The 20,158-nt window shown below is 72.4% G+C and carries 20 protein-coding genes and 2 pseudogenes; 6 read left to right on the forward strand and 16 right to left on the reverse strand.

What is annotated here, in order from left to right; genetic code table 11:
- On the reverse strand, positions 1–363 hold a 363-nt coding region (locus tag E1281_RS21830; protein WP_131881075.1), incomplete at its 3' end, for an ATP-binding cassette domain-containing protein.
- A gap of 136 nt (positions 364–499) precedes the next feature.
- Between E1281_RS21830 and E1281_RS21835 the strand changes: the two genes are divergently transcribed.
- Positions 500–1,561 carry a histidine kinase gene (locus tag E1281_RS21835; RefSeq protein ID WP_207943417.1) on the forward strand — a complete coding sequence of 354 codons (1,062 nt, stop codon included), beginning with the start codon at positions 500–502 and terminating at the stop codon, positions 1,559–1,561.
- Positions 1,558–2,316, forward strand: coding sequence for a response regulator transcription factor (locus tag E1281_RS21840; RefSeq protein ID WP_165959038.1), 759 nt, complete (start codon positions 1,558–1,560; stop codon positions 2,314–2,316). Before E1281_RS21835 ends, E1281_RS21840 begins: the two co-directional genes overlap by 4 nt.
- 262 nt (positions 2,317–2,578) lie before the next feature.
- Here E1281_RS21840 and E1281_RS21845 read toward each other — a convergent pair whose 3' ends face one another.
- The 5 genes from E1281_RS21845 to E1281_RS21865 all read right to left on the reverse strand — a co-directional run bounded on the left by E1281_RS21845 (position 2,579) and on the right by E1281_RS21865 (position 7,364).
- Complete coding sequence (locus tag E1281_RS21845; protein WP_207943418.1) at positions 2,579–3,193, reverse strand: urease accessory protein UreD; 615 nt, start codon at positions 3,191–3,193, stop codon at positions 2,579–2,581.
- Between the two features lie 181 nt (positions 3,194–3,374).
- Positions 3,375–4,094 (reverse strand): urease accessory protein UreG, encoded by a 720-nt coding sequence (gene ureG, locus E1281_RS21850; RefSeq protein ID WP_131881079.1) that lies wholly within the window; start codon positions 4,092–4,094, stop codon positions 3,375–3,377.
- 47 nt (positions 4,095–4,141) lie between these two features.
- Positions 4,142–4,816 (reverse strand): urease accessory UreF family protein, encoded by a 675-nt coding sequence (locus E1281_RS21855; RefSeq protein ID WP_131881081.1) that lies wholly within the window; start codon positions 4,814–4,816, stop codon positions 4,142–4,144.
- 65 nt (positions 4,817–4,881) lie between these two features.
- On the reverse strand, positions 4,882–6,681 hold the full coding sequence (locus tag E1281_RS21860) for an urease subunit alpha (RefSeq protein ID WP_131881083.1): 1,800 nt from the start codon (positions 6,679–6,681) through the stop codon (positions 4,882–4,884).
- Positions 6,681–7,364, reverse strand: a complete 684-nt coding sequence (locus E1281_RS21865) for an urease subunit gamma (protein WP_131881085.1) — start codon at positions 7,362–7,364, stop codon at positions 6,681–6,683. The genes E1281_RS21860 and E1281_RS21865 overlap by 1 nt, the downstream gene beginning before the upstream one ends.
- A gap of 631 nt (positions 7,365–7,995) precedes the next feature.
- Here E1281_RS21865 and E1281_RS21870 point away from each other — a divergent pair.
- On the forward strand, positions 7,996–8,772 hold the full coding sequence (locus tag E1281_RS21870; protein WP_207943419.1) for a site-specific integrase: 777 nt from the start codon (positions 7,996–7,998) through the stop codon (positions 8,770–8,772).
- 179 nt (positions 8,773–8,951) lie between these two features.
- Here the strand turns inward: E1281_RS21870 and E1281_RS21875 are convergent, their stop codons facing one another.
- Complete coding sequence (locus E1281_RS21875) at positions 8,952–11,918, reverse strand: Tn3 family transposase (RefSeq protein ID WP_131881087.1); 2,967 nt, start codon at positions 11,916–11,918, stop codon at positions 8,952–8,954.
- Between the two features lie 92 nt (positions 11,919–12,010).
- On the opposite strand from E1281_RS21875, the pseudogene E1281_RS21880 reads away from it, so the two are divergent.
- Positions 12,011–12,136 (forward strand): annotated as a pseudogene (locus E1281_RS21880) (LuxR C-terminal-related transcriptional regulator); the annotation flags it as partial.
- 94 nt (positions 12,137–12,230) lie between these two features.
- Here the strand turns inward: E1281_RS21880 and E1281_RS21885 are convergent.
- From E1281_RS21885 to E1281_RS21895, 3 genes are all read right to left on the reverse strand, one after another.
- Positions 12,231–12,575 carry an RNA polymerase-binding protein RbpA gene (locus tag E1281_RS21885; RefSeq protein WP_067802035.1) on the reverse strand — a complete coding sequence of 115 codons (345 nt, stop codon included), beginning with the start codon at positions 12,573–12,575 and terminating at the stop codon, positions 12,231–12,233.
- 141 nt (positions 12,576–12,716) lie between these two features.
- Positions 12,717–13,322 carry an ATP-dependent Clp protease proteolytic subunit gene (locus E1281_RS21890; protein WP_131881091.1) on the reverse strand — a complete coding sequence of 202 codons (606 nt, stop codon included), beginning with the start codon at positions 13,320–13,322 and terminating at the stop codon, positions 12,717–12,719.
- Positions 13,319–13,912 carry an ATP-dependent Clp protease proteolytic subunit gene (locus E1281_RS21895; RefSeq protein ID WP_165959039.1) on the reverse strand — a complete coding sequence of 198 codons (594 nt, stop codon included), beginning with the start codon at positions 13,910–13,912 and terminating at the stop codon, positions 13,319–13,321. The genes E1281_RS21890 and E1281_RS21895 overlap by 4 nt, the downstream gene beginning before the upstream one ends.
- Before the next feature lie 164 nt (positions 13,913–14,076).
- Here E1281_RS21895 and E1281_RS21900 point away from each other — a divergent pair, with 164 nt between their 5' ends.
- Entirely contained in the window at positions 14,077–14,343 is a 267-nt protein-coding gene (locus tag E1281_RS21900) for a type II toxin-antitoxin system Phd/YefM family antitoxin (RefSeq protein WP_131881095.1), read from the forward strand.
- A 33-nt stretch (positions 14,344–14,376) separates the two neighbouring features.
- On the opposite strand, the gene E1281_RS21905 is transcribed toward E1281_RS21900, so the two are convergent.
- On the reverse strand, positions 14,377–15,180 hold the full coding sequence (locus E1281_RS21905; protein ID WP_243717234.1) for a glycerophosphodiester phosphodiesterase: 804 nt from the start codon (positions 15,178–15,180) through the stop codon (positions 14,377–14,379).
- 115 nt (positions 15,181–15,295) lie between these two features.
- Between E1281_RS21905 and E1281_RS21910 the strand changes: the two genes are divergently transcribed.
- Positions 15,296–15,517 carry an EF-hand domain-containing protein gene (locus E1281_RS21910; protein ID WP_131881097.1) on the forward strand — a complete coding sequence of 74 codons (222 nt, stop codon included), beginning with the start codon at positions 15,296–15,298 and terminating at the stop codon, positions 15,515–15,517.
- 22 nt (positions 15,518–15,539) lie between these two features.
- Here E1281_RS21910 and E1281_RS41345 read toward each other — a convergent pair whose 3' ends face one another.
- From E1281_RS41345 to E1281_RS21940, 5 genes and pseudogenes are all read right to left on the reverse strand, one after another.
- On the reverse strand, positions 15,540–17,381 hold the full coding sequence (locus E1281_RS41345; protein WP_207943421.1) for an MFS transporter: 1,842 nt from the start codon (positions 17,379–17,381) through the stop codon (positions 15,540–15,542).
- A gap of 171 nt (positions 17,382–17,552) precedes the next feature.
- Positions 17,553–18,104 carry a TrmH family RNA methyltransferase gene (locus tag E1281_RS21925; protein WP_243717235.1) on the reverse strand — a complete coding sequence of 184 codons (552 nt, stop codon included), beginning with the start codon at positions 18,102–18,104 and terminating at the stop codon, positions 17,553–17,555.
- Entirely contained in the window at positions 18,101–18,715 is a 615-nt protein-coding gene (locus tag E1281_RS21930; protein WP_131881098.1) for a methyltransferase, read from the reverse strand. The genes E1281_RS21925 and E1281_RS21930 overlap by 4 nt, the downstream gene beginning before the upstream one ends.
- 65 nt (positions 18,716–18,780) lie before the next feature.
- Positions 18,781–19,728 carry a VWA domain-containing protein gene (locus E1281_RS21935; protein ID WP_131881099.1) on the reverse strand — a complete coding sequence of 316 codons (948 nt, stop codon included), beginning with the start codon at positions 19,726–19,728 and terminating at the stop codon, positions 18,781–18,783.
- Positions 19,725–20,158: pseudogene (locus tag E1281_RS21940) on the reverse strand (hypothetical protein); the annotation flags it as partial. The gene E1281_RS21935 and the pseudogene E1281_RS21940, both read right to left, overlap by 4 nt.

A 20,158-nucleotide genomic window follows, 5' to 3' on the forward strand; every position in this document is an offset into this window, starting at 1 on the left:
CGCCAGGCCCGCCAGCTCGATCACCTCGTCCACCCGGCGGCCGGGCAGGCCGTTGGCGTGCGCGAGCCACCTCAGGTGGTCGCGGGCGCGCCGCGCCGGATGCACGGCCGAGGCGTCCAGCATCGCGCCGAGGCGGCACAGCGGCGTCCGCAGGGACCGGTACGGTTTCCCGCCGACCAGCGCGGTGCCCGCGTCGGGCCGGTCCAGCCCCATGATCATCCGCATCGTGGTGGACTTGCCGGCGCCGTTGGGGCCGACGAACCCGGTGACCCGCCCCGGGCCGACCGTGAACGAGAGATCGTCCACGGCGGTCGTCGGGCCGTAGCGTTTGCTCAGGGCCCGGACTTCGATGGTTGCCTCCATGGCCCGGAAGGCTACGGATCGCGGCGGCTCCGGGGCGTCCCGCCGCGGAGCGGTCTCCGGTGCCCGGCACCGGGGGAGCGGGCGTCCCCCTGGAGAGGGACGCCCCCGCGCCGCCGTTCACGCCACAATGGCGACCGTGGGGCGGAGCGGTGGAGGTGCGGCCGGTGGCGGCACGGCCGGGCGCGCGGTGTGGCGCCGGGTGCGGTGGCCCGGGCCGTGGCCGGTGGCGGGCGCGTCCCTGGCCCTGGCCGGGGCGGCCGAGGCCGTGCTGCGCACGCACGGGTCAGGTGCCGTGCTGTCCCTGGCGATCCTGGTGGACGCGGCGGCGACGCTCCCGCTCGTCCTGGCCCGGGACCGGAACACCGCCGCCGCCGCCACGATCACCGCCGGGACCGCCGCGGCGTGCGTCCTGCACGGCGGTGCCGCCGTCGCCGCGCTGGCGGCGCTGATCATCGTCTGGTCGGTGCTGGTCCGCCGCAGGATCGGCGTGCGCCGCGCCAGGGCCGCCGAGCTGGACGCCTCGCGGCGCGCGTTCGAGAGCACGCTGCTGGAGCACACCGCGCGCGGCGAGCGCGCCCGCATCGCCCGCGAGCTCCACGACGTCGTCGCCCACCACATCTCGATGATCTCCGTCCAGGCCGAGACCGCCCGCCTCGCCGTCCCTGGCATGCCCGACGAGGGCGCCGAGCGGCTGCTGGCCATCGGCGACACCGCCCGGACGGCCCTCACCGAGATGCGGCGGCTGCTCGGCGTGCTGCGCGAGGACGCGGGCGACGGCGAGGAGCGGGCACCGGCCCGCCGCCCCCAGCCCGGCCTGCGGCAGCTCCTCGACCTGGTCGACGAGACCCGCGACTCCGGCGCCGCGAACGTCCGGCTGATCCTGCGCGGGAGCGTCGCCGCCCTCGATCCCGGTCTGGAACTGGCCGCGTACCGGATCGTCCAGGAGGCCCTCACCAACGCCCGCAGGCACGCCCCCGGAGCCGCGGTCGACGTGGAGGTCGAGTACCTGCCCGGGGCACTGCGCGTCGGCGTCCGCGACAACGGACCCGGCCCCGGGCCGGGTGCCGCACCCGCCGGCCACGGCGTCCTCGGCATGCGCGAGCGCGCCGCGGCCGCCGGCGGGGAACTGCGCACGGGTCCCGGCCCGGTCGGCGGGTTCCTGGTGGAGGCGACGCTCCCGTCCGGGGGGACGTCATGATCGGTGAGGGCGCCGCGACCGGGGGAGCCGCCGGGACCGTCCGGGTGGCCGTGGCCGACGACCAGGAGGTCGCCCGCGCCGGCTTCGGCGCCCTGCTGGCCACCCAGCCCGACCTGGACGTCGTCGCCACCGCCGCCGACGGCGCCGCCGCGGTCCGCGCCTGCCGCGAGCACCGGCCCGACGTCGTGCTGATGGACGTGCGGATGCCCGTCATGGACGGCATCGAGGCCACCCGCCACATCACGGCCGAGCCGGACGCCCCCCGGATCCTGATCCTCACCACGTTCGACCTCGACGAGCACGTCTACGACGCCCTCGTCGCCGGCGCCAGCGGCTTCCTGCTCAAGGACGTCACCGCCGAGCGGCTGTTCGACGCCGTCCGCGTCGTCGCGGCGGGGGAGGCGCTGATCGCCCCGGCCGTCACCCGCCGCCTCATCGGCGAGTTCGCCCGCCTGCGGCCCCGGCCGCCGTCCCGCGGCCCGGACGTCCTGGACGCCCTCACGCCCCGGGAGATCGACGTGCTGCGCCTGGTCGCCGGGGGCCTCACCAACGCCGAGATCGCCGGCCGCCTCGTCGTGGGGGGCAGACGGAATACGCCAGAAAGGGGCCGCGAGCTTCTGTGGTGGACGAGCCGGGGCCGCCTTGGACAGCGGCGCGGCTGGCCGGTCGTGCCCGAGTTGGAGTCGCTGTGGCAGGAGACGGTTTCGGCTGAGACAACCCGGATGGCGCCAGCGCGCCGCCCGTCTGGAGGGTGAGGCCGAGTTCGTGTTCGCGGTCGATTATCAGGTCTGCCGCCGGTGCCGGCGCGGCTGGGTCGAGTAGCCCTGCACGTTGCCGGGAGTACCGGCGGAGCGGGCTGGCCGGCGCTGGGCTGGCCGCGTTCCGGCAAGAGCAGCCGGGCCTGGCCTGGCTCACCCGCGGTGCACGTCGCCGAGTCGAGGGCGTTCTGCTGTGGGCCCGCACCTGGGAGCAGGGCCCGTCGGGCATGAGACCGGGCTATCGGAAGGTCTCGCCGTGTTACGCGAGGGCATGGGCCGCGTCCAGGAGGCGGCGCAGGTGCAGCGTGTCTGGGGCCAGGGCGGTGACCAGGAGAGCGGGTCCGGCGAGCGGGGTCAGCACGGCGTGCCCGTGTGCCGGGTCGTCGAGTTCGAGCAGCCGGGTGTCGGGTGGCCGGTTGCGGTAGGCGGGGTCGACGATGAGGATCTGGCCGGTGGCGCGGTGGCCGTCCAGGACGGCGGGGCCGTCCCAGCCGGGCGCGTCCGGGCCGTACTGGGTCTGCTGGTCCAGGAGCGGGTGTCCGTCATGGCGGAGGGTCAGGCGTGTGGTCAGCCGGCCGGGCGGTTCGCCGGTGCGGCCGAGGACTTGTTCTTCGCGCAGGAAGAGTCGTGCGGTGGGGGCCAGGTCGATGGTGCAGGTCTGGCGGAGGTTGCTGCGCGCGGCGGAGATCAGCGGTTTGGGCTGCCAGTGCAGGCTGGCCTGTTCGGCCACGTTCAGGTGGACGTCGTAGGTGGCGTGTTCGGTGGTGGAGCCGCGCAGGGCGATGGTGGCGGCGGCGGTGGTGATGTGCAGGTGGGCGCCTTGTTCGGCGGTGGCCTCGATGCGCAGCCGGTCGCCGCCGTGGGGGGCGTTCATGGCGCCGATGATGCACACCCGCGCCTGGTTCCCTGTGGGTGGTTCCAGCGCAGGTCGAAGGGGCCCTCACCGTGCATGACGGGCAGGGCGGTGGCGTTGGCCTCGCTGGTCGCCCTGATGCGTGCGGTGGCGTGGACGCCGGGGCCGGTGCGCCTTACCGGGGCGGTCTGGAGTGGGTGGGTCATGCGGGGCTGGTGGTCCAGTCGGTGAGTTGCTGGCGGACCCAGTGCGCGACGGGTGTGACGCCGTCTTCGGTTTTCAGGGCGGTGAAGGCGACGGGCAGGTCGCCGCGCTGGGTTTTGGCGTCGCGGGCCATGCCCTCCAGGTCGGCGCCGACGTAGGGGGCGAGGTCGGTCTTGTTGATGACGAGCAGGTCGGAGGCGGTGACGCCGGGGCCGCCCTTGCGCGGGATGTCGTCGCCGCCCGCGACGTCGATGACGAAGATCTGCGCGTCGACCAGGCCTCTGGAGAAGGTCGCGGTGAGGTTGTCGCCGCCGGATTCGATGAAGATCAGATCCAGCGGGCCCAGGCGCTCTTCCAGGTCCTCGACGGCTTCGAGGTTGGCGGAGATGTCGTCGCGGATGGCGGTGTGCGGGCAGGCTCCGGTCTCGACCGCCTTGATGCGCTCGGCAGGCAGGACGGCCTCGCGCAGCAGGAACTCGGCGTCCTCGCGGGTGTAGATGTCGTTGGTGACGACAGCGATGGACAGCTGCTCGCGCAGCGTCCGGCACAGGGCGGCGACGGTGGCGGTCTTGCCGGTGCCGACCGGCCCGCCGAGCCCGATCCGCAGGGCGCGGCGGCGGCCGCCGGGACGCTTGCCGGGGCGGTGCGCGGCCCCGCCGGAGTCGTCCGGGGCTTGCGGGTGGTTTTCCGGGAAGGCGTGGTTGGGGTGCAGGTGCATGGCTGGTCCCTTGGTTGGACGACAGAGGAGAAGGTCAGAGGAGAAGGTCAGGAGGCGAACAGGCGTACCGGGCGGGCGGCGTGCTGTTCGGCTCTGATGTCGAGCAGTGGCGCCGAGGCGGCGGGCAGCGCCCCCACGCCCTCGGTGGGCACGCGTTGCGCGGCATCGGCGGCCAGCGCCGCGACGTGGTCGATGTCGGCGGCCAGGCGGGCCAGGATGGCGGTGGCGTCGAGGGGGGCCAGGCTCAGCAGCCGGACGGTGGCGGTGGCCGGGCCGCTGACGCTGTCGTAGGCCGCCGCGTATGCCGCGTCCAGCCGGGTTAGGCCGGCGGAGCGGGCGGCCAGGCCGAGCACGACGCTCTGGTGAGCGCCTTGCGGCCGCGCCGCCGCGAGGGCGTCGAGGTCGGTCGAGGGCCAAGCGGTGCGGGCGGCTCGCAGCAGTTGCCGGCCGAGCCTGCGCGCGGCCTGGCGCAGGGCGGGGGCGGCGGTGCGGGCGTCGGCGGCTCGGTCCAGCAGGAGCGGGTCGCAGCCGGCGGCGGCCGCGGCGGCCAGGCCCGCCGCGGCCAGGCCGCTGGTGTGCAGCCGGCCGCGGCAGAACTCCTCCAGGCCCGCCGCGTCCCGTATCCGCCCGGCGGTGACGGCCGCCTCGGCGCCGCCGGAGTGGGCGTGCCCGCCGGCGGGGAAGCGGCCGTCGGCCAGGACGAGCAGGGCGGCGCGGTTCATCGTGCGCGGTTCACCTTTCATGGTCCGGTGCGGGTCGGGTGCCCTGCGGCAGGGTGCGGGGACGGTCAGAACAGGAAGTACCGCTGCGCCATCGGCAGTTCGGTGGCGTACTCGTTGTCGTCGACCACCTGGCCGTCGATCCTCACCTCGCCGCCATCGGGATCGATCTCGATGAGCGGGCGGGCGTCGTTCTCCCGCATGTCCGCCTTGAAGACCTGGCGGGTGCTGCCGATGGCCGTGAACGGCTTGCTCACCTCGGTCCAGCCGGCCAGTCCGGCGTTGATGGCCGCCGCGGTGGCGAAGTTGACCGAGTTGGCGGCAGGGGCGCTGCCGGTCGCGCCCCACGCGGGGCGGGGCAGGATCGGCTGCGGGGTGGTGATGGAGGCGTTGGGGTCGCCGACTTGGGCGTAGGCGATCTGGCCACCCTTGATCACCCGGTCGGGCTTGACACCGAAGAACTTCGGTTCCCACAGCACCAGGTCGGCCAGCCTGCCCACCGCGACCGAGCCGACCTCCTGCTCGATACCGTGGGCGAGGGCCGGGTTGATCGTGTATTTCGCGATGTAGCGGCGAGCGCGCTGGTTGTCGGCCCCGCCGGGTCCGCCTTTGTCGCCGGCCAGCGGACCGAACCGGCCCCGCATCACATGCGCGGTCTGCCATGTCCGCATGATCATCTCACCGATGCGGCCCATCGCATGGGAGTCCGACGACATGATCGAGATGGCGCCCAGGTCGTGCAGCATGTCCTCGGCGGCCATCGTGGCGGGCCGGATCCGCGAGTCGGCGAAGGCTTCGTCCTCCGGCACCTGCGGGTTCAGGTGATGGGCGACCATCACCATGTCCATGTGCTCGTCGACGGTGTTGACGGTGAAGGGCCGGGTGGGATTGGTGGAGGCGGGCAGCACGTTCGGCAGGCTCGCCATGGTGAGCATGTCCGGGGCGTGGCCGCCGCCGGCGCCTTCGATGTGGAAGACGTGGATGGGGTGGTCGCCGATGTCCGCGATGGTGTCGTGGACCGTGCCCGCCTCGTTCAGGGTGTCGGCGTGCAGGGCCACTTGCACTCCGGTCTCCGCGCTCACCGCCAGGCACTGGCGCAGCGCCGCAGGGGTGGCGCCCCAGTCCTCGTGGATCTTGAGCCCGAAGGCGCCCGCCTTCACCTGGTTGTGGAGCGACTCCAGGGACATGGTGTTGCCCTTGCCGAGCAGCCCGATGTTGACCGGGAAGGCGTCCAGCGCCTTGAAAAGCCGGGCCAGGTGCCAGGAGCCGGGCGTGACGGTGGTGGCGGTGCTGCCCTCGGCGGGGCCGGTACCGCCTCCGATCAGGGTGGTGACGCCGGAGGCGAGCGCCTCGTGGACCTGGTCGGGGCAGATGAAGTGCACGTGGGTGTCGACCGCGCCCGCGGTGAGGATCTTGCCGTTGCCGGCGATGACCTCGGTCTCCGGGCCGATCAGGAAGTCGGTGGCGTCCGGGTGCCGGTCGTGCAGCCGGTCCATGGTCTCGTCGTTGTAGGCCTTGCCGAGCGCGACGATGCGGCCGTCGCGGATGGCGACGTCGGCCTTGACGATGCCCCAGTGGTCCAGGATGACCGCGCCGGTGATGACGGTGTCGGGCGGCCTGGGAGCGCCTGCCGTCGTGGAGTCGCGCGGCGCGCAGGACTGGCCCATCGATTCGCGGACGACCTTGCCGCCGCCGAAGACGGCCTCGTGGCCGCTGTGGTCGGGACCGCCGCACCAGTCCTGGGTGACCTCGATCCGCAGGTTGGTGTCGGCCAGACGGATGCGGTCCCCGGTCGTGGGGCCGAACCGGGCGGCGTAGTCGACGCGGCTCAGCGGAGCATGCCGATCGAGGGGCGGTGGAGTGGACATCAGAGCTTGCCTCCGACCTCGCCGCGCAGGCCCATGACGATGCGGTCGCCTTCGATGGGCACCAGCTCGACCTGCAACGTGTCATTGGGTTCGAACCGCACAGAGCTGCCGGAGGGGATGTTCAGACGCCTGCCGTAGGCGTCGTCGCGGTCGGGGTCGATGGTGAGCAGGGGATTGACCTCGTAGAAGTGGTAGTGGGAACCGACCTGGATGGGACGGTCGTCGGTGTTGGTGACCGTGACGGTCACGACCGCGCCCTGCAGGTGCTGGTTGAAGACCACAGGCCCGGCGCCGGCGGGATGTTCGACCTTCCCGGGATGAACCGGGGGCGGCACCGCCTGCGAGATCGCCTCCGGGACCGGCTGCACGGCCATCGGCGGCAGGGGATGGCGGATGCTGACCATCTTGGTGCCGTCGGGAAAGGTCGCCTCGACCTGGATGCCAGACAGCATCTCGGCGACGCCCGGCATGAGATCCGCGCGCTCAATCACCGACGAGGGCAGCGGGTGCATCAGATCGGCGACGGACTTCTGGCCGTCCCGGGCCTCTTCAAGCACGTAGGCGGTGATCAACGCGACCGCCTCCGGATAATTGAGCGGAGTCTTGCGTGCTTTACGCCGACGGGCCACATCCGCGGCCACGTGGATCATCAGACGTTCCCGTTCATGCGGAGTCAGACGCACTCCGCCACCTCACCTTCGCTCGGTCCCGGCCCTTCCGGGGTCGCCGACAGTGCGGGATAGCGGCACGGCCAGACCTTCACGCGGGCCGCGTCGTCCGCTCTCCCTCCAAGTGGGGAGGGTCCCCACCGATGCGCCCACAGGGCCGCCGGTTCAGCCTGGGGACCCGCAAGGCCACCCAGAGGCAGATCACCACCCCGTGACACACTGAAAGTATTGTTGTGTGCACGCTGGGTGATATAGCGAGGTGGTGAGGCGTCCATCCCCAGCGACACATAATCTGCATTACCTGTCACACTGGCTTTCGCTGACTCACGTCCGCCCAGCTCGCCGCCCGCCGCGGCGCAGGCGAATCGGAAACGTTATGTGTCACATCGATGTTGGGGGTTGATGCCGGTGTCGGTCGTCGCGTTCCCCGACCCCCCGGCGCGGGCACCCGCCACCGGGCCGGCTGCGGAGCCCGCCCCGGAGTCGGGCCGGGAGTCCGTTGCGGCGGCGGTGGACCGGTTCGTCGAAGCGATCCCGGTCGCCACAACGCGGGCCAGCTACGCCGAGACCCTCGCGCGCCTGGTCACGGCCACCGGCCCAGGCCATCCGGTCGACGCCCCTGGAGCCCGAGCACTACGCGGCGGTGATGCGGCGATGGAACCGCGCGGCGGCGGCGACGTGGAACCGTCACCTGTCGGCGCTGGTGTCGTTCACCGCCTGGGCACAGCGCCAGGAACTGCTGGCGACCAACCCGACGCGGCGGCTGGAACGCCGCCGCCCGGCTCGGCGCGGGGACCAGTCGATCCCGCACGCCCGGGTGGAGCGCCTGCTGGGCGACGACCGCCATCCGCTGCGCGAGCGGATGCTGTGGCGGATGCTGTACGAGACAGCCGCGCGCGCCGAGGAGATCCTGTCGCTGAACATCGAGGACCTAGACCTGGAATTCCGCCGGGCCCGGGTGACCTCCAAGGGCGGGGCGATCGAGTACGTGCACTGGGCCGCCGGCACCGCCCGCCTGCTGCCCCGCCTGCTCAAAGGCCGCACCACTGGGCCGGTGTTCCTGGCCGACCGGCGCGCCCCGACCTCCGGCCCCCGGGCGCCGGCGGCCGCGGACCTCTGCCCGGTCACCGGCCGCGGCCGACTGTCGTATCCGCGCGCGGAATACCTGTTCAAGACCGCGTCGGCCGCACTGGATCCGCACGGCGCGGGATGGACGCTGCACCAGCTGCGGCACTCGGCGCTGACCCGGCTGGCAGCCGCCGGACGCACCGCCGCCGAACTGCAGGCCAAGCCCCGGCACCTGCATCTGGCCAGCCTCGGCCGGTACGTCCGATTGGGCGAGCAGACCTCGGCCGCGGTCACCGCCGAACACGATCCGCACGCCCGGCGCCGTCCGGGCACACCGCGAAGCAACACCCCGTGACGGCCGACATGCGTCGAAGTCGCCGACCCGGGCGACTGGACCGCCGTACGTGCCCGGTGGAACCACCGATGGGCTGGAGGCGGCCGGGCCGCCGCCCGGTCTCGACATCGCGGCCGAGAGCGGGGAGCTCGCCGCTGAGGCCCTCACCGGCACAGTGACGCTGAGGCGCCGGCAGCCCGTCAGGTCTTCGGTGCGAACAGAACGCGGGGTTCGAGGTCGAGCCGCGTGGCCGGGGCCTGGTCGGGCGGGGTGAGGTTGAGTGCCCAGTTGCCGAACCGGCGGACGGTGTGGGTGATGTAGGGCGAGACGGTGGCCAGGTCGTCCAGATCGACGCTCTGGCCCTCGGCTGCGACGTCGTTGGCGGCATCGGTGATGTCGCAGGCGGTCGAGTAAATGACGCAGTTGGCGATGAGCTCATTGAACTTCACCACCTTCTCCTGGTGGTCGGGGTCGTTGTGACCGATGAGCTTGCCCCCGAACATCAGCCAGTCGGCGAAACCGTGGAATGCCTCGTTGCGGTTGGTGACCAGGGTGATCTGCTCACGCAGTTCGGGCTCGGAGAGATAGCGCAGCAGCGTGATGGTGCGGATCGCGCGGCCGAGCTCGCGGAAGGCGCGATAGAGGCGGTTCTTGCGGGAGTGGTTGCCCAGCCGGCGCAGCAGCGTCACCGACGACAGCCTGTTCTCCCGGATCGAGATCGCGGTACGCATCAGATCGGGCCAGTGGTTCTCGATCAGCTCCCAGTCGACCACCTCGTTGCCGAACAGCGTGTCGATGTGGGCGTAGCGGGTGCCCTCGTCGGGCCGGTAGAAGATCAGGTCGTGCCAGTTGCGGATGCGGGGCAGCAGGTCGAAGCCCAGCAGCGCGCCGAACCCGAAGACCGGCAGCGCCTGGCCTTGGGTATCGGCGTGGATGGTGTCGGGCTGGATGTCGGACTTGTTCCGCAGCAGCCCGTCGATGATGTAGACCGCCTCCCACACCCCGCACGGGATGAACCTGCTGAACAGGGCGATGTAGGTGTTGGAGACGTGCCGGTAGGCGATCCCGCCGTATCCGCCGTACCGGATGCTGGTCTCGGCCAGCAGGTTGTTCTCCCAGGTGTCGATCTGCGAGCCGTCGGCCGCGACCGTCTTCCCATCGCCCCACACGCTGGCGACATCGAGCTTGTTGAAGGCGTTGATGACGTCCACCGACGCCTTGTCGATTTTGGTGGCGGTGGTGTGCTTGTTCCCGGCCAGCGACAGCTCGTGCACGCTCACCTGCCCGCGCATGTGCGCGGCGACCTGGGTCGGGCCCAACAGGGTGCCGTGCGCGAACGCGGTCAGCACGTACCGGGCCATGGCGTCGCGGATCTTGGGGTCGGAGCCGGAAGCGGGGCCGAAGTGGCGGTGCCAGCCCAGCAGGTAGGCGGTGCGGGTGAGGATGTCCAGCAGCGCCCGCTGCGGCAGCCGGCCGTGGATGGCGGCCTCCAGCGCCAGCGCCGCGGGCCGCCGTTCGCTGCCCTTGCGGCGGCGCAGCACCGGCCGTCCGCCCTCCAGCAGCAGATCGGTGTTGCCCGGATAGCCCGTGTCCACCGCCGCGGCGGTGGCGGCGAGCTTGTCGCGGTAGTGCGCGGTCAGCGCGCCCGGCTCGGCCGGGATGCCCGCCTGGGCACAGAACGCCGGCACCAACGGCCGGCACTCCTCCCACGACATCAGCTGGTCGTGCAAGTTGGCGTAGGAATCCGACCCGGCCACCGCGATGTCGCCCGACCGGAGCTCGGCCGCCAGGTAGGAGAACACGCACACCTCCAGGTGGCGGCGCACCAGCATCCCCGGCCGGTTCTTGTCCCGCAGGATCTTGCGCCACTGCCCGGAGGCGAAGACGTCCACGTCGATCCGCAGCCGCACCTTCACCCGATCCCCGGCGGGGCCTGGCCGTTCCACGGTGATCTCCTCGGGCACGAACGCGGCCTTGGCGCCGCGCAACGCGCGCAGGAACTCCACCGCCTCCAACACGCTGCGCTCGGCCGTGGTCGCCTCCAGCTCGATCGAGCTGGCCAGGGTGAACAGGGCGGAGCGGTGGGAGCGGTAGTGCCGGTCCAGCAGCGGAAAGTAGTTGTTGCCGTGGTGCGCCGAGACCGCCTCGTGCGCGCCGGCCAGCGCATCGACGCCACCGGCCTGTTCCAACGTCTTCAGCACCAGCCGCCCGGCCCGCTCGGCAACCTCGTGCACCGCCACCGGCGTGACCGGTCCTGGCTGCGGTTCACCAGCCGCGCCGTCTTCACTCTCGTCGCCGGAGTCGCCGGAGTCGCCGGTGGCCAGGGCTTCGCGTACGACCGACAGGACGTCGCCGAACGCTCCCAGCAGCCGCTCAACTTTGCGCATGTCGGCGGCGTCGGTGACCCGGGCCTCACCCGCGAAGTGCGCGGCCTTGCCCGGCGGCACACCTTCCAGCCACGCCCCGGTCGGCCCGATCGCCTCGATGTCGGCCAGCAGCGCCAGCCGTTCCTTGAACTTGCCCAGCGACGCCGCCTTCGCCACGTCCTTGAGCCGGTCGAACTCGCTGCGCCGGCTGACCGGATCGACCACCAGCAACCGAGCCAGCCGGGACCGCGCAGTCACGTCCAGGCGCCCGGCCACCAGCTGGAAGAACCCGGTGTTCACCTCGGCGCGGACCGCCGAGGCCATCGAGTCCAGCGTGGTGTACCCGGGCAGCTCGCACCGTGCGCGGACCAGCTCCTCCAACCCCACGTTGATCAGGTCAGCCGGGTTGTCCTTGGACTGCACCGCCTTACGGATCGCTTCCTCGGCGACCTGCCGGACCCAGGCCGCCTCGTAGGCCACCCCCAGCCGCTGACGCACGAACTCGCGATGCCGCTTGGCCGATCGCGTAGCCGCCCGCTCCAGCTCCACGTCCTGGTCCAGCCCCAGCACACCGCGAACATGGTCGACCACGACCGCCGGGACATCCTCGACCTTCGGGAAGTAGCCGAGCCGCTGGTAGGACTTCAGCCACACCACCAGCGCCAGCAGATGACGTTCATCCTGGGTACGGCCACGCGCCCACTCGACCTCGGCCCCGGTCGGCGTGAACGACTCCGCCAACTCACGCGCCGACACCACCCTGGCAAACCCCGGGTACGCAGTTCGATCGACCGAGGTCACCCATAACCCCCGACACCACCAACACGACGCCGATCACCCTAGCCAGCAGCGATCAACCCGCGGCCCCTTTCAGCCGTATTCCGGCCGCACCCCTCGTGGGGGAGGAGACGGTCAAGACCCACGTCAGCCGCGTCCTGCGCAAGCTCGGGCTCCGCGACCGCGTCCAGGCCGTCGTCACCGCCTACGAGAGCGGCCTCGTCCTGCCCCGCACGCGGTGACCGTCGCCCGGCACCGACCGCCTGCGGGCCCCGGACATGGGTCGGGCCCGCACCGTCGCCGGTACGGGCCCGTCCCGCTCGAAATCTCAGTCGCTCATGCGGACTTCCTGCGCCCCGCCCGCAGGATCTCCAGTCGCTCGGCCAGAACCTCCTCCAGGTCCTCGACCGTCCTGCGCTCCATGAGCATGTCCCAGTGGGTGCGCGGCGGCTTGCCCTTCTTGGCTTGCGGCAGTTCCCCGTCCACCCTCAGGGCCGTGGCGCCGCAGTTGCGGCATTCCCAGGTCATCGGCACCTCGGCCTCGGCGGCGAGCGTCACGGTGAACCGGTGGCCCTTGGTGCAGGTGTAGTCCACCTCTTGCCGAGGGGCGAGATCGGTGTTGCGATCGTTCTCGTAGCTCGTCGCTCCGAGTCGGGTGCCGCGAAGTGCGCGCTCGGCCATCGTCACGTGCCTCCCAGACGGCTTGCGGTCTTGCCCTGACCAACGCTGAACACGGTGACAAAGATTCCCGCACCAGGCATGATCCAACCCTGCTGTTTCCGGCCGCACCGGGCCGTCCGGCGGAAACGTCCCACGCCGGCCCTAGTTACGGGACGTGAGCACCTCGTCGATCAGCCCGTAGTCCTTGGCCTCGGCGGCGGTGAAGAAGCGCGCGCGGTCCAGGTCGCGGCGGACGGTCTCGGGGTCGCGGCCGGTCGTCTCCGCCACGATCGCCTCGGTCTGCGCCCGCAGCCGCAGCACCTCCCGGGCCTGGATGTCCAGGTCGGTGGTGTAGCCGCGGGACACCTCGATCGCCGGCTCGTGCAGCAGGATCCGCGCGCCGGTGAGCGCCGCCCGGCGGCCCGGCGAGCCCGCCGCCAGCAGCACCGCCGCCGCCGACCCCGCCTGCCCGACGCAGGTCGTCTCGATCGGCGGCGCGACGTAGCGCATGGTGTCGCAGATCGCGAGCATCGCCGTCAGCGACCCGCCCGGCGAGTTGATGTACAGGGCGATGGGCCGGTCGGAGTCCATGCCCTCCAGGGCGAGGAGCTGCGCGGTGACGTCGTTGGCGCTGATGTCGTCCACCGGCGCGCCGAGGAAGACGATGCGGTCCTCGAACAGCTTGTTGTAGGGGTTGGTGTCCTTGCGCCCGAAGTTCGTCTGCTCCTCGAACTCCGGGACGAGGTAGCGCCTTTCCGCGCGTGTCATGTGCCCACCCGGTCGGTGCTGTCGATGACATGGTCGACGAAACCATAGTCGCGCGCCTCGTCCGCCGTGAACCAGGCGTCCCGGTCCCCGTCGGCCTCGATCTGCTCCAGCGTCTGCCCGGTGTGGAACGCCGTCCGCTCCGCCAGGGTCCGCTTGAGGTAGAGCGACTGCTCCGCCTGGATCTTGATGTCGGACGCGGTGCCGCCGATGCCGCCGTGCGGCTGGTGCATCATCACCCGCGCGTGCCGCAGCGCGTACCGCTTGCCGGCGGTCCCGGAGCACAGCAGCGTCTGGCCCATGGAGGCGGCCATGCCCATTGCGACCGTGGAAATGTCGTTCGGGACGAACTGCATCATGTCGTAGATCGCCATCCCGGCGTCGACGACCCCGCCGGGCGAGTTGATGTAGATCGTGATGTCGCGCCGCGCGTCCTGCGCGGCGAGCAGGAGCAGCTGCGCGTTGACCCGGTTGGCGACCTGGTCGTCGATCTCGGTCCCGAGGAACACGATCCGCTGCGCCAGCAGCCGCTCGTAGAGCTGCGCGTCCGCCAGCCGCGGCAGGTCCGCCACACTGGCCCGCGACCGCGCCACGTAGGTCTCCGCCCGCCGGTCCCCGTCCCAGGGCTTCGGTTCGCCGCTCACGGTGTCCTCCTCGATGATCTGTACAGAACGTACACTGCGTACATATGGAGCCTAATGCGGGCCGCGCGGGTCGGCCAGCGGACGATCCGGGGTTTCGCTATACGATGAATCACGTGGATGTTCCGGTTACCGAAGCACGTGCCCAGTTCGCGGACCTGGTCAACCGCGTCGCCTACACCGGCGATCCCGTCAGGCTCACGCGCCGCGGCAGGGTGATGGCCGCCCTGGTGTCTCCGGAGGATCTGGAGCTGCTGGAACTGGTGCGCTCGCGGCGCCTCGATCTGACGCAGGCGCAGCAGCCCGCGCAGCAGGCCGAGCGTCCGCAGGCCGCTCCGATGCGGATCGCGGCCGAGTACCGGCCGCCCGGCTTCAGGCACTGACCTCCGGAGGGGCCCCGGTTCCGATCCGGTGGGTCAGTCCGCGGCGGGTGCGCCGGGCCAGAGGCCGCGGGCGGTCATGATGCGGCGGAGGGTGGTGATCTCGTCGGTCATGATGCCGTCGACGCCGATGTCCAGGAGGTGTTCCATGTCGGCGGGCTCGTTGACCGTCCAGGCGTGGACGCGCAGGCCGAGCTCGTGGGCGCGGGCGATGAACGACTCGGTGACGAACGGGACGGGGCCGAGGCCGTAGGGGACCTGGGCGCACGCGACGCCGGTGTCGGCCAGGCGGATCAGCTTGGCGGTCGGGCCGCCGTAGGACTTGGCGCGCAGCGCCATCACGCCCCGCGGGCCCAGGGCGGTGCACACGTCCCGGTCGGTGAACAGGGGGAGCCGGGCGCGCATCTGGGCCAGCCGGCGGGTGGAGAAGGACGTGATGCACACCCGGTGCCAGGCGCCGGCGCGGTGCAGCGCCGCGGCAAGCGGGCCGATGACCGGGGCGTCCTTGATGTCGATGTTGACGCGGGCGGCGGGGAACGAGCCGAGGATCTCCTCCAGGCGGGGGATCGGCTCGGTGCCGCCGATCCGGGCCTTGGCGACCTCGGAGTAGGGGAGCCGGGCGATGGTGCCGGTGCGGTCGGTGACGCGGTCCAGAGTGCGGTCGTGGAAGGCGACGACGACGCCGTCGGACGTGGCGTGGGCGTCGGTCTCCAGGTAGCGGTAGCCGAGGTCGACGGCGCGCTGGAACGCGGCCATGGAGTTCTCGGGGCCGCCGCCCGCACCGCCGCGGTGGGCGAAGGCGATCGGCCCCGGGTGGTCGAGGAACTCGTAGCGGCGCACCCGTCCGATTATGGCGGACCCCTCCGCCAGGCTTGACCTTACTACGTAAAGGCCGCGGGCCGGATGGCACTGCTACCGTCAGGCCCGCGAACCGATCACCGAGGGAGTGCGCACGATGGCGGATGTGAACGACTACCGGGCGACGTTCGAGTTGGTGGACGCCGACGGCGACGGGTACATCTCGACGGACGAGCTGAAGACGCTGATGACCGCGCTCGGTGCGGAGATCACCGGCACCCGTGCCGTGGAGGTGGTCGTGGCCGCCGACGCCGATCGCGACGGGAAGATCTCCCTGGAGGAGTTCGCCGCCCTGATGGACCGGACCGCCCGCTCCTAGTCATGGACCAGACCGCCCGCCCCTAGTCTCGGCTCGCGCGACGGCGGAGCATGAGGGCGTTGTCGATGCGGGTCATGACGCGTCCGTCGGGGGCGGTCTGGACGCGCTCGTGCTCGCCCCTGCGCAGCACCTCCCAGTCGGCGTCGGGCAGTTCCAGGGACTTCAGGAGCTCGTCGGCCGTCGGCAGATGCACGTGGGGATGGGCGTCGGGGTCCCAGGGCGGGGGCCCGGCGTGCCCGAGGACGAGCAGGGTCCCGCCGGACGCGACGGCCGCGGCGGCGTCTCGCAGGATCCGCTCCCGCGGCATCCCCTCGGTGGGGGAGTGCAGGAAAGCGGCCGAGACCAGGTCGTAGAGGCCCTCGGGAAAGGAGACGCCGAGGTCGTGGCGCTGCCAGTCGATGCGGTCGGCGACGCCGGCGTCCTCGGCGTGCCGGGCGGCGCGTCCGAGGGCGACGCCGGAGACGTCGGTTGCGGTGACGCTCCATCCCCGGCCCGCGAGCCAGATGGCGTCGGCGCCTTCGCCGCACCCGAGGTCCAGCGCGGTGCCGGGCTCGAGTCCGGCGGCCTCCTCGACGAGGATGGCGTTGGGCTCGCCGCTCCACAGGTGGTCGTTGCCGGCGTACCGGGCGTCCCAGAACTCTTGGTCAGTGGTCTGCTCCATGCCCCGATGGTGCGCGCTGCCGCCGCGATTCCACAAACCGCGTTGCCGTTCCGGCAAACCGAGCACGAGCACGGCGGCCAGGACGGCCGGTGCGCCGGCGAGAACGTAGCAGGCCGGCAGCGGCAGCGTGTTCAGCAGGACGCCGGTCGCCGCCGTCCCGCCGGTGGCGCCGAGGTTCAGCGCGGTGTTGACCCAGGCCGCCGCGCGTGTCCGCGCCCCCGGCGGCGCGGCCGCGTCGGCGATGAGGTAGGCGGTGGTGAGGGCCGGGCCGATGAAGAGCCCGGCGGCGCACGCCAGCACGGCCAGGACGGTGACGGACGGCGCGAGCCCGGCTGCCGCCAGCGCGGCGCCGAGCGGCCACAGGAGGGCGGCGAGACGGCCGCGCCCCGGGAACGACCTGCTCAGAGCGCCGTAGGCGAGGCCGCCGAGGGTGCTGCCGACCGCGAGCGCGGCCTCGACCCAGGCGACCGCGGCGGGCTCGTGGTGCTGCCGGGTGAACGCGACGGCCAGCAGGGCGGTCGATCCCAGGACGACGCCGGTGGCCGCGGCGGCGACGGCGGGGGCGAGCGGGACGGCGGGAGCGCGCCGGGCCCGGTGGTGCCCGTCCGGACGCCGGCCCGCCGCGGGGGAGGTGCACAGGCCGAGGGTGCCGGCGGCCACCAGGACGGCGCTGACGGCGATCCCCAGGGACGGTGAGGCCGCCGCGGCCAGCAGCCCCGCCAGGAGCGGGCCGGTGACGAACGCGGACTCCTCGGCGACGGTGTCGAGGCTGTAGGCGCGCTGGAGCAGCGTGCCGTCGGGGAGCAGTCCCTTCCAGAGTGTCCGCATGACCACGCCGACCGGAGGCGCGGTGAGGCCGGCCGCGGCGGTCAGGGCGGCGAGCAGCGCGACGGGCGCGCCGGGGCGCCAGGTGAGAACGGCCAGGGCGGCGAGGGCGAGGGTGTAGGCGGCGGCCATCGGGGGCAGGGCGCGGCGTGGCCCGTGCCGGTCGATGAGGGCGGCGCGCAGCGGCGTCAGGACGGAGACGCTGAGGCCGAGCAGGGCCAGGAGGCCGCCGGCCTGGGCGTAGGAGCCGGTGGACGCGGTGAACGCCAGGGTCAGGGAAAGGAAGACCGTCCCATAGGACAGGCGTCCCAGCAGTGCCAGGGTGAAGGTTCGGGACGCGTGCGGGGTGCGCAGGACGGCCGCGTATGACGCAGTCACGGGGGAGTTCCTCAGAATAGCCCAAGGTGGGGCGGTTTACGGGGACGCCGGAGGCCGCCGTCGCGTTCACAGCGGCGGCGGGGGCGTCCTACGCGTATATGAGGAACTGCACGGGAGGATCCTAACGCCCGGCGGCGGGGGCGTCAGTCCTGGGAGAGCCGCCGCGCGGGTTCAGCCGCTCCATTCGCGGCGGCGGGCCTCGGCGAGGGCGACGGCGGTGGCGACGGCGACGTTGAGGGAGCCGACGCGTCCGATCTGCGGGATGTAGGTGACGGTGTCGGCGGCGGCGAGCAGGGCGGGGGAGCAGCCGTGGTCCTCTCCGCCGACGGCGAGGCAGACATCGCCGTCGAGGGGCGCCTCGTGCAGCGGGACGGCGTCGGTGGTGAGCTCGACAGCGACGACGCGCAGGCCCTCCTTGCGGGCGGCACCGGCGGCGTCGGCGGGGGTGCCGGCGTGTTCCCAGGGGACGAGGCGGTCGGTGCCGAGGGCGGTCTTGGCGACGTTCCGGTGGGTGGGGGGAGTGGAGTTGCCGGCGAGCCAGAGGCGCTCGACGCCGAAGACGGCGGCGCTGCGGATGATCGAGCCCATGTTGAACGGCTGGGTGACGGATTCGACCAGCAGGCCCAGCCGGGCGTCGGTGCGGCGCCGCCAGTCGCGGTTGAGGCGCTTGACGTCGGTGGGGCGCAGCTGCCTGCGCCCTTGCGCGGGGCCGGGGGTGGTCAAGGGGTTCGGCCTTCCGTGCGGGGCGCGACGCGCAGGACGCGGTAGGCGGACCGGGAGGCGATCCGCTCGGTGGGGAAGCCCTGGCCCTCCAGCCACTGCTGGAGGGAGTCGGAGCCGAGGTGCTTCTGGACGACCAGGTGGGCGAGCCCGCCGGGGGTGAGGCGGGGGAGCCAGGCGAGGAGGAGGTCGTGCAGGGCGGCCTTGCCGATGCGGATCGGCGGGTTGGACCAGATCGCGGCGAAGCGGAGACCCGGGTCGAGCTCGTCCCCCAACGTGAACCTTACATTGTCAAGGCCGGCGGCTTGTGCATTGCTTTCAGCGAAAACGAGGGCTCGCTGATTAACGTCCACGCCCCAAACCATCGCCTGCGGCGATCGGCTGGCCAGGGTGAGGGCTATCGGCCCGTATCCGCAGCCGAGGTCGAGGAGGTCCCCGGACTCTGGGGGATCGGGCGCGGTTTCGAGGAGGACGCGGGTGCCGGGGTCGATGCGGTCGGGGGAGAACATGCCGCTGTCGGTGTCCAGCCGCAGGTGCAGGTCGGGCAGGACGAGGTCGACGGAACGGCGGCGGGTGGCGGCGTCCGGCCGTTCGGCGAAATAGTGTTCCCCCACGTCGGCAGACCGTATCAGCGTTCGGCGGGTCCCGGCGCCGCGGCGCCCGCCGTCAGGGCCCGCGGTCAGGGCAGGCGGGAGAACCAGGCCAGCGAGGCGCCCCCGGCGGACAGCGCGAACAGCAGCGCGATGCCGATGTAGCGGGCGGCGACGTCCTGGTGCTCGATCTCGAAGCCGAGCGAGCTGCCGATGTTGGCGTAGACCTCGCGGAGCTGGTCGGCGTCGGCGGCCTCGTAGGCCTTGCCCTCGGTGCTGTCGGCGAGGGTGCGCAGGGTCTCCTTGTTGACCGAGACGCTGGTGGTCTCGCCTTCGATGTCGACGGTGCCGTAGGGGGTGCCGAACGCGATGGTGGAGACGGGCACCTGGGCGACGCGGCTGGCGTCGACGGCCTCCTGGACGGTGCGCCCGGTGGTGTTGTCCCCGTCGGACAGCAGGACGATGTGGGCGGGCGGCGGGTCCTGGCGGGCTTCGGCGTCGAAGGACCGGACGGCCTGCAGCGAGGTGAAGACGGCTTCGCCGATCGCGGTGCGCTTGGCCAGGGCGAGCTGGTCCAGCGAGGCGACGGCGGCGGAGCGGTCGGCGGACGGCGCGGCGACGAGGTTGGCGTTGCCGGCGAAGCCGATGACGCCGACGTTGAAGCGTTCGGGGAGTTCGCCGATGAAGTTCTTGGCGGCGGCCTTGGCGGCCTCGAAGCGGCTGGGGGAGACGTCCCTGGCCATCATGGACAGGGAGACGTCGACGGCCACCATGATGGTGGCGCGGTCGCGGGGGACCTTGACCGAGTCGGCGGGGCGCGCGAACCCGATCATCATGAAGGCGATCATGATGAGGAACAGGGTGGCGGCGACATGCCGGCGCCAGCCGGGTCGTTTGGGCGCGACCTGGGACAGCAGCGCGAGGTTGGTGAAGCGGACGGCGTGCCTGCCGCGGCGCATCTGCAGCAGCACGTAGGCCGCGCCGAGGAGCGGCAGGATGCCGAGCAGCCAGAGGCGTTCGGGTGACAGGAAGGTCATGGACGCGCTCCCGCGGTGGTGACGGACCGTCCTCCAGCCCCCGCCCGCCGGGACGAGCTTCGCTCGGCGGACCGGCCTGCGGCGCGGCGCTGGCGCAGGGCGAAGCGGGCGATGTCGGCGATCCAGTCGCGGTCGGTGCGCAGGACGAGGTGGTGGGCGCCGCTGCGGCGCATCGCCTCGCGGGTGCGCTCGCGTTGCGCGGCGGCTGCGGCGGCGTACTGCTCGCGGACCTTGCGGCTGAGGACGATCTCGTGGACGGTTCCGGTCTCGGGGTCGGTCATCTCGACGAGGCCGACGTCGGGGAGGTCGAGTTCGCGGGGGTCGATGATCTCGATGGCGAGGACCTGGTGGCGTGCGGCGAGGCGGCGCATGGGGCGTTCCCAGTCGGGGTGCCCGGCGTGGGACCCGTGGCCGGAGGCCGGGGCCGTGG

It is taken from the genome of Actinomadura sp. KC345, from assembly GCF_004348515.1.
Lineage (GTDB): Bacteria > Actinomycetota > Actinomycetes > Streptosporangiales > Streptosporangiaceae > Spirillospora.

Bases quoted from the DNA above. Each gene is read 5' to 3' on its own strand.
- E1281_RS21855 (WP_131881081.1), bottom strand. From the start codon at position 4,816: ATGAACCGCGCCGCCCTGCTCGTCCTGGCCGACGGCCGCTTCCCCGCC.
- ureG (WP_131881079.1), bottom strand. From the start codon at position 4,094: ATGCACCTGCACCCCAACCACGCCTTCCCGGAAAACCACCCGCAAGCC.
- E1281_RS21890 (WP_131881091.1), bottom strand. From the start codon at position 13,322: ATGACACGCGCGGAAAGGCGCTACCTCGTCCCGGAGTTCGAGGAGCAG.
- E1281_RS21870 (WP_207943419.1), top strand. From the start codon at position 7,996: ATGCGGCGATGGAACCGCGCGGCGGCGGCGACGTGGAACCGTCACCTG.
- E1281_RS21845 (WP_207943418.1), bottom strand. From the start codon at position 3,193: ATGAACGCCCCCCACGGCGGCGACCGGCTGCGCATCGAGGCCACCGCC.
- E1281_RS21840 (WP_165959038.1), top strand. From the start codon at position 1,558: ATGATCGGTGAGGGCGCCGCGACCGGGGGAGCCGCCGGGACCGTCCGG.
- E1281_RS21910 (WP_131881097.1), top strand. From the start codon at position 15,296: ATGGCGGATGTGAACGACTACCGGGCGACGTTCGAGTTGGTGGACGCC.
- E1281_RS21885 (WP_067802035.1), bottom strand. From the start codon at position 12,575: ATGGCCGAGCGCGCACTTCGCGGCACCCGACTCGGAGCGACGAGCTAC.
- E1281_RS21935 (WP_131881099.1), bottom strand. From the start codon at position 19,728: ATGACCTTCCTGTCACCCGAACGCCTCTGGCTGCTCGGCATCCTGCCG.
- E1281_RS21860 (WP_131881083.1), bottom strand. From the start codon at position 6,681: ATGTCCACTCCACCGCCCCTCGATCGGCATGCTCCGCTGAGCCGCGTC.